Origin of the sequence: Herbidospora galbida, from assembly GCF_005233835.1 — a bacterium.
In the GTDB taxonomy this organism is placed as follows: domain Bacteria; phylum Actinomycetota; class Actinomycetes; order Streptosporangiales; family Streptosporangiaceae; genus Herbidospora; species Herbidospora galbida.
Genome location: NZ_SZQA01000087.1, coordinates 1 through 10,827, shown reverse-complemented (window position 1 = coordinate 10,827; position 10,827 = coordinate 1). Strand labels below are relative to the sequence as shown.

General features: G+C 72.4%; 9 protein-coding genes. 5 read left to right on the top strand and 4 right to left on the bottom strand.

The features are described 5' to 3' along the window. Window positions 1–232 precede the first annotated feature (232 nt). The 3 genes from FDA94_RS38465 to FDA94_RS38455 are packed head-to-tail and all read left to right on the top strand — an operon-like array spanning window position 233 to window position 5,261. Window positions 233–2,989 (top strand): glycoside hydrolase family 3 protein, encoded by a 2,757-nt coding sequence (locus FDA94_RS38465; RefSeq protein WP_137251946.1) that lies wholly within the window; start codon window positions 233–235, stop codon window positions 2,987–2,989. A 5-nt stretch (window positions 2,990–2,994) separates the two neighbouring features. Beyond that, entirely contained in the window at window positions 2,995–3,978 is a 984-nt protein-coding gene (locus tag FDA94_RS38460; protein WP_212735704.1) for a LacI family DNA-binding transcriptional regulator, read from the top strand. Next, the gene (locus FDA94_RS38455; RefSeq protein ID WP_137251944.1) at window positions 3,975–5,261 is read left to right on the top strand and encodes a GH1 family beta-glucosidase; all 1,287 of its coding nucleotides are present in this window, start codon (window positions 3,975–3,977) and stop codon (window positions 5,259–5,261) included. Before FDA94_RS38460 ends, FDA94_RS38455 begins: the two co-directional genes overlap by 4 nt. On the opposite strand, the gene FDA94_RS38450 is transcribed toward FDA94_RS38455, so the two are convergent. The 4 genes from FDA94_RS38450 to FDA94_RS38435 form a co-directional block, all read right to left on the bottom strand. Then, window positions 5,258–5,734 carry a hypothetical protein gene (locus FDA94_RS38450; protein ID WP_212735703.1) on the bottom strand — a complete coding sequence of 159 codons (477 nt, stop codon included), beginning with the start codon at window positions 5,732–5,734 and terminating at the stop codon, window positions 5,258–5,260. The genes FDA94_RS38455 and FDA94_RS38450 overlap by 4 nt on opposite strands. Window positions 5,735–5,907: 173 nt before the next feature. Then, complete coding sequence (locus FDA94_RS38445) at window positions 5,908–6,849, bottom strand: isopenicillin N synthase family dioxygenase (RefSeq protein ID WP_137251942.1); 942 nt, start codon at window positions 6,847–6,849, stop codon at window positions 5,908–5,910. 119 nt (window positions 6,850–6,968) lie between these two features. Continuing rightward, window positions 6,969–7,688 carry a DoxX family protein gene (locus tag FDA94_RS38440; protein ID WP_170991320.1) on the bottom strand — a complete coding sequence of 240 codons (720 nt, stop codon included), beginning with the start codon at window positions 7,686–7,688 and terminating at the stop codon, window positions 6,969–6,971. Window positions 7,689–7,755: 67 nt separating this feature from the next. Continuing rightward, window positions 7,756–9,291: an MFS transporter gene (locus FDA94_RS38435; RefSeq protein WP_137251940.1), complete on the bottom strand. Its 1,536-nt coding sequence runs from the start codon at window positions 9,289–9,291 to the stop codon at window positions 7,756–7,758. Window positions 9,292–9,391: 100 nt separating this feature from the next. Between FDA94_RS38435 and FDA94_RS38430 the strand changes: the two genes are divergently transcribed. Both FDA94_RS38430 and FDA94_RS38425 read left to right on the top strand, forming a co-directional pair. Further along, window positions 9,392–10,423, top strand: a complete 1,032-nt coding sequence (locus FDA94_RS38430; protein ID WP_137251939.1) for an alpha/beta hydrolase — start codon at window positions 9,392–9,394, stop codon at window positions 10,421–10,423. A gap of 117 nt (window positions 10,424–10,540) precedes the next feature. Beyond that, the coding region (locus FDA94_RS38425; RefSeq protein ID WP_246060388.1) for a BTAD domain-containing putative transcriptional regulator at window positions 10,541–10,827 on the top strand (287 nt) is incomplete at its 3' end.

Below are 10,827 nucleotides of genomic sequence, written 5' to 3'. Positions count from 1 at the left end.
CGGCCGCTCTCGCGCTGGCGGCGCGGCCCGCCCGCCGGGCCGCCCGGCTCCGCCTGGCGGCGACGCTGCGGGCCGAGTGAGGCATTGGGTCTTGACCCCGAACCGGTTAAGCGGCACCCTTCGGATATGTCGGACTTAACGCCGACGTAATGATTTCGAAGCGCTTCGACACCTGACCTCCAAGCGCTTCTTTTTCTGCGTCATTCGAAGCGCTTCGACCGAGGACGTGTTGATGAGCGAACCCTTCCGCGACCCCGCGCGCCCGGTCGCCGAACGCGTCGCCGACCTGCTGGCCCGGCTCACCGTCGACGAGAAGATCGGCCTGCTGCACCAGTACCAGGCCCCCGTCGACCGGCTCGGCCTGGCGCCGTTCCGCACCGGCACCGAGGCCCTGCACGGCCTGGCCTGGCTGGGCCCGGCGACGGTGTTCCCGCAGGCCGTGGGCCTGGCCAGCACCTGGAACCCGGAGCTGGTCCGCCGGGTCGGCGCGGCCACCGCCGACGAGGTCGTCGCCTTCCACCGCAAGGACCCCTCGGGCGCCGGCCGCAACGTCTGGGCGCCGGTCGTGAACCCCTTACGCGACCCGCGCTGGGGCCGCAACGAGGAGGGCTACAGCGAGGATCCGTGGCTGACCGGCGTCTTGGGCACCGCCTACGCGTCGGGCCTCAAAGGCGACGGCCGGGTGATGAAGACCGCGCCGACGCTGAAGCACTTCCTCGCGTACAACAACGAGACCGACCGCTGCGCGACCAGCAGCAACCTCCCGCCGCGCGTCCTGCACGAATACGAGCTGCGCGCCTTCCGCGCCCCCGTCGAGGCGGGCGCGGCGGTCGCCGTGATGCCCAGCTACAACCTGGTGAACGGCCGTCCCGCCCACCTGTCGCCGCTGATCAACGACGTGCTGCGCACGTGGGCCCGCGACGACCTGCTGGTGGTCAGCGACGCCTACGCCCCCGCGAACCTGTTCGGCGTCCAGGCCTACTACGACGACCCCGCGGAGGCCTACGCGCACGCCCTGAAGGCGGGCCTCGACAGCTTCACCCAGGACGACGCCGACCCCGCCGCGACCCTGGGGCACCTGCGCGAGGCGCTGCGGCGCCGCCTGATCGACGAGGGCGACGTCGACGCCGCCGTCCGGCACGCCCTGGCGATCAGGGTCCGGCTGGGCGAGTTCGACCCCATCGAGCCCTTCCTGGAGATCACCGAGGCGGTGGTCAACCGGCCCGAGCACCAGAGGCTGGCGCGTGAGGCCGCCACCGAGTCGATGACGCTGCTGAAGAACGACGGCCTGCTCCCGCTGACGTCCGGGAAGATCGCCGTGGTCGGCCCGCTGGCCGACGTGCTGCTCGAAGACTGGTACAGCGGCACCCTGCCCTACCAGGTCACCGCCCGCGCCGGCTTGGCCGGGCGGGCCGAGACGGTGTGGTGCGAGGGCGTCGACCGGATCGTGCTGCGCGCCGAGGAGGGCTACGTCTCGGCGAGCGCCGAGATCACCGGCGGGCCGCTGACCACCGGCCCGTCGGCCGAGTTCGACCTGTTCGACTGGGGCGGCGGGGCGGTCGCGCTGCGCAGCGTCCCCAACGGGCGGCACGTCGGCGTCGACGACGACGGCGTGCTCGTCAACGACCAGCCGGGGCCGAGCGGCTGGGAGGTCCGGCAGACGTTCCGGATGGAGGACCGCTTCAGGGGCGTGGTCCTCCGCCACATCTTCACCGGACGCTACGTCGGGATCAGCAAGGGCGTTCTCGGACTCGCCGACGACCCCGAGAACGCCGCCGTCTTCGTCGTGGAGACGGTCGAGAGCGGCGCGGGGCGGGCCGCCCGGCTGGCCGCCGAGGCGGACGTCGCGGTCGTGGTGCTGGGCGACCATCCGCTGGTCAACGGCCGCGAGACCGAGGACCGCGCCGACCTCGCCCTCCCGCCGCTCCAGGAGGAACTGCTCAAGGCCGTGTACGCCGCCAACCCGCGCACCGTCCTCGTCGTCTCCAGCGGCTACCCGTTCGCGCTGAACTGGGCGCAGGAGAACGTCCCGGCGATCCTGTGGTCGTCGCACGGCGGCCAGGAGTACGGCCACGCCCTGGCCGACGTGGTCTTCGGCGACGCCGACCCCGGCGGGCGGCTCACCCAGACGTGGTACCGGTCGGCCTGCGAGCTCCCCGACCTGCTCGACTACGACATCATCGCGACCGACGCCACCTACCTCTACTTCCGGGGCAGCCCCCTCTACCCCTTCGGCCACGGCCTGAGCTACACCACGTTCGGCTACGCCGACCTGACCGCCGTGCCGGGGGAGAAGACGCTGCGCCTGGAGGTGACCGTCGCCAACACCGGCGCCCGCGCGGGCGTGGAGGTCGTGCAGTTCTACACCCACCAGTGCCGCTCCCGGGTCAAGCAGCCCGTGCGGGCGCTGCGCGGGTTCGTGAAGGTCCGGCTCGCGCTCGGCGAGTCCCGCCGGGTCGGCGTCGACGTACCGCTGCGTGACCTCGCCTTCTGGGACGTCACCCGCGACCGCTTCGTCGTCGAGGAGGCCCCCTGCAAGGCCCAGGTGGGCCCGTCGAGCGGCGTGATCAGGCTGTGCGCCCGGTTCGACCTGCCGGGGGAGACCGTCCCGCCGCGCGACCCGGCGCGGCTGGAGGCCGCCGCGTGCGACGAGTACGCCGGCATGACCCTCTGCGAGGCCGCCCGCGACCGGGGCGACGCGGTCAGGTCGGCCGAACCGGGGGCCTGGGTGCGGTTCGGCGACGTGGCCTTCGCGGGGGAGACGACGGCCGTCGTGACCGCCGCCGGAGATGAGGGCGGCGTGGTCACCCTCCGGCTCGGCGACCCCTTGGGCGAGGTCGCGGCCACCGTCGCGGTGCCGCGTACGGCCTCCCGATTCGAACCGGCCGAGACCCGGGTGCACCTTTCGCCGGTGACCGGAGTGCGCGATGTTTATCTGGTGTGCGAGAACGAGGGAGTGACCGTGACCACGCTCAGGTTCCACGCGTGAGGACGGTGACGATCGCCGACGTCGCCCGGCACGCGGGGGTGGCGGTCTCCACGGTGTCGTACGTGCTGAGCGGCAAGCGGGCCATCTCGGCCACCACCCGGCAGCGGGTGCTCGACAGCGTCCGGGTGCTCGGCTACCACCCGAACGCGGGCGCCCGCGCCCTCGCCAGCAAGCGCGCCAACGTGATCGCCCTGGTCCTGCCGCTGCGGGCCGGGATGAACCTGCCGGTGCTGATGCAGTTCGCCACCTCGGTGGTCGCCACGGCCCGGCAGTACGACCACGACGTCCTGCTGATGACCGCCGACGAGGGCCCCGACGGCATCCGCCGGGTGGCCGCCAGCGCCATGGTCGACGGGCTGCTGCTGATGGACGTGGAGGTCCGCGACACCCGGGTCCCGCTGCTGCGCGACCTGGCCGAACCGAGTGTGCTCATCGGGTTCCCCGCCGACGCCGAGGGCCTGACCTGCGTCGACCTCGACTTCAACCAGGCGGGCGCCCTCTGCGCCGCCCACCTGGCCGAGCGCGGCCACCGTGAGATCGCGCTGCTGGGCGCCCCCGAGGTCGTCTACGAACGCGGCACGGGTTTCGCCGAACGGACCAGGGCAGGGTTCCTGGCGGAGGCGACCGGCCGCGGGCTCCACGCGGTCGCGGTGCCGTGCGAGGAGACCTACGACGAGGTCGCCTCCGCGGTGAAGCTGCTGTTCGACGCCCATCCCGGGCTGACCGGGCTGGTCGTGCACAACGAAGCGGCCGTCGGCCACGTGCTGGGGGCGCTGCGCGCCCTGGGGCGGGCCGTACCGGAGGACGTGTCGGTCGTCGCGATCTGCCCCGACGACATCGCCGAGCGGGCCCGGCTCACCTCGGTCCTCATCCCGGCCGAGGAACTCGGCAGGGAGGCGGTCCGGCTGCTGATGGCCAAGCTCGACGGGCTGCCGGCGGGGTCGATCCTGCTGGAACCACGTCTCACGATCAGGGAGAGCACACGTTGATCACGTTTCCGGAAGGCTTCCGCTGGGGTGCGGCCACGGCGTCGTACCAGATCGAAGGAGCGGTCGACGAGGGCGGCCGCGGCCCTTCCATCTGGGACGTCTTCTCGCACACCCCCGGGAAGACCGCCGACGGCCACACGGGCGACGTCGCCTGCGACCACTACCACCGTTATCCGGAAGACGTCGCGATCATGGCGGACCTCGGCCTGAAGGCCTACCGCTTCTCGATCGCGTGGCCGCGCATCCAGCCCTCCGGAAGCGGCGACCCCAACCCGGCGGGCCTCGACTTCTACGACCGCCTCGTCGACGCCCTGCTCACCGCGGACATCGAACCGGTGGCCACGCTCTACCACTGGGACCTGCCGGCCGCCCTCGACTGGCGCGACCCGGCCACGCCGGAGCGCTTCGCCGAGTACACCGCGATCATGCACGCCCGCCTCGGCGACCGCGTCCGGACCTGGACCACCCTGAACGAGCCGTGGGTCTCCGCCTTCGTCGGCCACGGCTCCGGCCGCCACGCGCCCGGCGTCGCCGACCCGGCCGCCGCCTTCACCGTGGCCCACCATCTGCTCACGGCCCACATGCTCGGCGTGCGCGCCCTGCGCGCGGGCGGCGCCGAGGAGGTCAGCCTGACGCTCAACCTGACCCCGATGGTCGGCGACCCCGACGTGACGTCGCTGCCCGACGGCCTGGCCAACCGCCTGTTCCTCGACCCCGCGCTGAAGGACGGCCGCTACCCCGACGACGTGGCCGCCCACATCGCCAAGTTCACCGACCTGGGCGACCTGCCCTACGAGCCGATCGACCTGCTGGGCGTGAACTACTACACCGTCGCCCGCCTGGCCGCCGACCCGGCGTCGAAGGGCCACGACGAGTACCCCGGCTGCGAGGGCATCGCGTGGCTGCCGCCGCGCGGCGAACCGACCGAGATGAACTGGGAGGTCATCCCGCAGGGCCTGGAAGACCTGCTGGTCCGCCTGTCGGTCGAATATCCGGGCGTGCCGCTCATGATCACCGAGAACGGCGCCGCCTACCCCGACTCCGTCGACGACCAGGACCGCATCGCCTTCCTCGACGGCCACTTCCGCGCGGCCGCACGTGCCATCGAGCGCGGCGCCGACCTGCGCGGCTACCTGGTCTGGTCGCTGATGGACAACTTCGAGTGGGCCCGCGGCTACCACAAGCGCTTCGGCCTGGTCAGGGTCGACTACGACACCCTGGAGCGCACCCCGCGGTCCAGCGCCCGCTGGTACCGCGAGGTGATCGCCCGCAACGGCCTCTAGCTGAACGACACCGACGTCACGCCGCAGGTGGTGAGCCACGGGCCGGGGTTGACCGGCTGGGCCGAGCAGCCCCAGGTCGCCACCACGTTCGTCGTGCCGGCGGGGATGGAGAAGCCGCTCGACGACCCGGTGAAGTCGCCGTACGGGTAGTGGCCGCTGCTGCACAGGGCGGTGACCCCGGCCGCGGTGGCCCCGGCCGGCAGCGTCTGGGTGAAGGAGAAGGCGCGGGTGGCGGGCACCGCGACCAGGCTGGGCGCCGGCGTGGCCGGTGAGGTGTAGAGGTTCACCGCCGAGGGATACCAGTCGCGGGTGTCCCCGTAGTTGTTGGAACTGAGGCAGTCCACCGTCCCCTGCAGGGTGATGGTGGACGCGGCGGCGGGTTGCGCCAGGCCCACGAGGGCCAGCGCGCCGGTGGTGACCAGTACGGATCCGAGCGTCATCACTCGGCGAGCCAGTGTCGCGGCAGCTTTCACCGTTTCTCCTCAGCTTGGGACATCGGGCCACCGCGAATGCAGCATCCTCCGCCCGCCGAGGTCAACGGCGGGCGGTTCCGGCGGGCCCGTAATGCGCGGGGGCGAGAGGGCGCGTGGGCAGCGACGCCGCCGCGACCCGGCCGGTTGCGGCCCGTTTCGGCCCGGTGAAAGGTTCAGATGACCTCGTCGCGAAGGCCCGGGAACACCTTGGAGACCTTGCCCAGGAGGTAGTCGCCGTAGGTGCCGGTGAACGCCCGCAGGTCCTGGCCGTCCCACCGCCGGAAGCCCTTGGCGGTGGGCGGCAGCGGCGGCAGCTCGCTGTCCCAGCCGGGGTCGAAGAAGAACGGGAACGACAGCCGGTCGCGCCCGGTCGCGTTGAACACCCGGTGCGGCGTCGAGCGGTAGTGGCCGCCGGTCAGCCGGTCGAGCATGTCGCCGATGTTGCACACGAACGTCCCGGGGATCGGCGGCGCGTCCACCCACCCCCGCGACGTGCGCACCTGCAACCCGGCGTTGGAATCCTGCAGCAGCAGCGTCAGCAGCCCGTAGTCGGTGTGCTCGCCGACGCCCCACGAGTCGTCCACGCCGGGCGGATAGTGGAAGATCCGGAACAGCACGGTCGGATCGGCCGTCGACCCCGCCGAGAAGTGGTCGCGCGGCAGCCCGAGGCTGAGGGCCACCCCGCTGAGCACGGCCTGCGCCGCCCGCTCGACCTCGTCGAGGTAGCGCAGCACGACGCTTCGCATCTCGGGGATCTCCTCGGGGAACAGGTTCCGCCCGTGCAGCGGCCGCCCGTCGGGCTCCCGCTCGGCGCCGAAGTAGACGCCCTCCTTGAGGTCGGGCTTCCCGGAGGTCAGCTCCCCGCCGACCGGGAAGAACCCCCGCCAGGCCCGGCCGCCCCGCGACATGGCGATCTTGAGCTTGGTCTCCTCGGGCAGCGCGAAGAACCGCCGCGCGCAGTCGTCGAGCGCGCCGATCAGCTCGGCGGAGACGCCGTGCCCGGAGACGTAGAAGAACCCGCTGTCGACACAGGCCGCCTCGATCTCGGCGGCCACCCGATCGGCGGGCCCGCCGTCGAGCAGCGGGCTCACGTCGATCACCGGAAGCGTCGTCATCTTTTTTCTCCGTTACGGCTCCGCCCACCCTGGCACCGCCCGCCGCCTCCGAACCGGCCGCACCCGGCGCCGGCCGGCCGCGCCCCGCCTCGCGCCGCGACGACCGGGTGACCCGAAGCCTATTCGGGCTTGGCGCTCCGGCGGCCCGCGACCAGCGTGTCGCCCGGTTCGCCGCCGCCGCCGGCCGGCTCGCTGCGGTTCTCGGTCGTGGTGTCGCGGCGGGGCTTGCGCGGCGCGGGCTTCGGCTTGGAATGCGGCGCGGTCGGCTCGTCCGGCTGGTTGGGGAAGGTGACCGGGCCCTTGTGCGCGTCGGTGTGCTCCGAATCCGGCGACGGCTTCGACTGGGTGGCGTCACCCCGCTTGGGTTCGCGCAGGGCGTTGATGACCGTGTCGGCCTCCATGTCGGCCGCCATCTCGTCGGCGGCCTCGGCGTCGCGGCGCTTGATGACGACCATGTGGTCGACCGAGAGCCGCCCGCCGCCGTTCACCGACAGCAGCACCGAGGCGGCGCCCAGCGCGACGACGAGCTGCACGCTGCCGCCCGTCAGGGGCAGGCCGGTGTCACCGGCGGCCAGGATGAACACCGCGAGCGCCTCGGCGAACAGCAGCACGCCGACGACCGGCACGGCCAGCCCGGCGATGAGAAGAGTGCCGCCGAGCAGCTCGATGAGCATGGTGGCGGCCGCCCAGAACGACGGAATCGGCGCGTCGAGCTGGAGGAACTGGGTCTCGGTCGCGTCCAGGCCGGCCCGCAGCTTGGCCCAGCCGTTGGCGAAGAAGATTCCGCCGACGCCTATTCGGGCCGCGAGTGTGGCGAGGTCGATGAAGGTTTTCTTCACGGGACTCATTCTGGGGGGTTATGGGATGGCTTTACGAGGCAATTGCCCCATAACCAACCCTCATATGTCAGACGGAGAGACGTTCGTCTTCCCGCCGGCGTTCACCTGCGGGTACCAGCACGGCCACCACGAACGCGTTGGCCAGCAGCAACACGACGCTCACCCCGACGGCCGCGTGCAACCCCGCCACGAACGCCCAGCGGGCCGCGTGGAGCAGGGCCGCTCCGGCCGCGCCGCCCGCCTCCCCGGCCACGTGGGCGGCCGCCGCGAGCGACCCCCGGGCCTGCGCGAGCAGCCCCTCGGGCACTCCCGCGACGCCGGCCAGCCGGGGCGCGTACACGATGGTGGTGACCGTGCCCAGGACGGCGATGCCGAGGCCCGCGCCGAGTTCGTAGGCGGTCTCCTCGATGGCGGCGGCGCCGCCGGCGCGGGACTCGGGCGCGGCCGACATGATGGCGTCGGAGGCGGCCAGCAGGGCGACCTCGATGCCGAACCCGATGCCGACGAAGCAGAGCGTCAGCGTGACCGGGTGGTCTTCGACGCCCCAGCCGAGCGTGGGCGTGAGCGACAGCGCGGTCAGCGCGAGCCCGCCGCTCATGGTGGCCCGCAGCCCGATCCGCTGCAGCAGGTGGGCCGCCGCGAGCCCGCCGCAGATCGCCGCGACCATCAGCGGCAGCATCCGCAGCGCCGCGTCGAGCGGCCGCAGCCCGAGGACGAGCTGCAGGTACTGCGCGAGCAGCAGTTCCAGCCCCACGAGCGCGAACACCGCGAACAGCACGCACGCCACCCCGGTCGCGAACCCCCGGTTGGCGAACAGCCCGAGGTCGAGCAGCGGCGCGGCCAGCGCGCGCTGGCGGGCGACGAACCAGGCCAGCACCGCCATCCCGGCCAGCAGGATCAGCACGGCCGCGCCCCGGCCCACGGTGTGCCCGTAGCCGGCCTCCTTGAGCCCGAAGGCGACGGCGAGCACGCCGACGACCGACAGCAGCGCGCTCGGCCAGTCCCAGGAGTGGCCGTGGCTCGTGGTGACGTCGGGGATCAGCCGGGCGGCCAGCGGCAGCGCGATCACCAGCAGCGGCACGTTGATCAGGAACACCGCGCCCCACCAGAAGTGCTCCACGAGCACCCCGCCGAGCACCGGCCCGAGGGCCGCGCCCCCGGCCGCCACCGCGCTCCAGATCCCCAGCGCGACGGCCCGTTCACGCCGGTCGGTGAAGACCTGCCGGATGATCGAGAGCGTCGCGGGCATGATCATCGCCCCGCCCACGCCGAGGAACGCCCGCGCCACGATCAGCGCCTCGGGCGTGGCCGCGAACGCCGCGGCCAGCGAGGCGATCCCGAACACCACGTAGCCGAGCAGCACCAGCCGCCGCCGCCCGAACCGGTCGCCGAGCGTGCCGAACGTGACCAGCAGCGGCGCGACCACCAGCGAGTAGACGTCGATGATCCACAGGAGCTGCACGCCCGTCGGTTCGAGCGCGGCCGTCAGCGCCGGCACGGCGATGTGCAGCACGGTCGCGTCGACGGCGATCAAAAGCAGGCTGAAGCACAGCAGCGCGAGGATCGCCCACCGGTCCGCTCTCGGGTCGGCCCTCGGGAACATGAGGCGCAGCTTAGGTGATCCACCGAAGATCACTCAGGCGGTTGCCAAGACTCGGTCTTCGCCCAAGTGTCCCTATAAGTCCCGTCATAGTGTGATGGGCATGCTGCCCTGGAATGCGGAAATGTCCGGACGCCTCGATCGAGTCACCGTGGTCAGCGGGGTCCTGCGCGACAACCCTCTCGGCGACCCGTACGAACGCCCCCTGTGGGTGTACCTCCCGCCGGGCTACGACGACGGCGCGACGGCGTACCCGACGATCTACGTCATCCAGGGATATTCGGGCCAGGTCGTCATGTGGGGGAACCGCCAGCCGTGGCGGCGGACCGTCCCCGAGATGCTCGACCGGGTCTTCGCCGACGGGGAGGCGCCGCCCGCGATCGTCGTCTACGTCGACGCCTGGACCCGCCTCGGCGGCAGCCAGTTCGTCGACTCCCACGGCCACGGGGCCTACCACTCCTATCTCTGCGACGAGGTCGTGCCCTTCGTCGACGAGCACTACCGCACCCTCCCCGCCCCCGCGCACCGCGCCATCACCGGCAAGTCGAGCGGCGGCTACGGCGCGATGATCACCCCCATGCTGCGCCCCGACCTGTTCGGCGCCCTGGCCACCCACGCGGGCGACGCCCTGTTCGAGGTCCTCTACCCCCGCGAGTTCGTGCCCGCCGCCCGGGTGCTGCGCGAGGAGTACGACGGCTCGTGGGCGAGGTTCCTCGACCGCTTCCACGCCTCCGGCGGCCGCTGCCCCGGCAGCGACCTCATCCTCCTGTACGGCAACGCCGCCTCCTACTCCGCCAATCCCGGCGGCTCGGTTGACATCCCCTTCGACCACCTCGGGAGATTGGTTCCCGAGGTGTGGTCGAGGTGGCTGGAATATGACCCGGTCGTCATGGCCCCCAAGCACGCCGAGGCGCTGCGCGGCCTGCACAGCGTGTGGATCGACGCGGGACGAAACGACGAATACTTCCTCGATATGGGCGCCACCGCCTTCCACGAGGAGGTGCGCAAGGCCGGAGTGCCCGCCGGGAACGTGTTCTTCGAGCTCTTCGACGGTACCCACGCCAACCTTGAACACCGCTACGTGATGGCGGTCAAGTGGCTGGCGCCGCGCTTGACTCCGGGGCGACCTCTCTAGAGAGATAGAGGTGTATTGCGGGCCCTAGCCACGCCCCGGCCGGCACCAGATCATTCGGGGGTGGGGAGCGATGCCGAGGATCACCCTTCCCGTGCCCGGCGGGAACCCGGGTCCGAGGTGCCGCCCCCGAGCGACCGCGCCGATCCACGGGCCTGGTGTGGGGTCGCGGCGGCACGATTACGCCGCGACCGGCCCGAGGAGGCGCTGGAGGCCGCTCGTCAGGCGGTGGATCGTGATCCGCACGGCGAGTGGGGGCATCGCCTGGCGAGCCTCGCTCTGGAACGTCTCGGCCGCGACTCCGAGGCGGTCGCGTCGGCCCAGGAGGCCGTCCGGCTCGCGCCGGGCTCCTGGGCCGCGCGGCTCCGGCTGGCCGGGGCGCTGCGGCGGCTCCCGGCCGGCTGGCG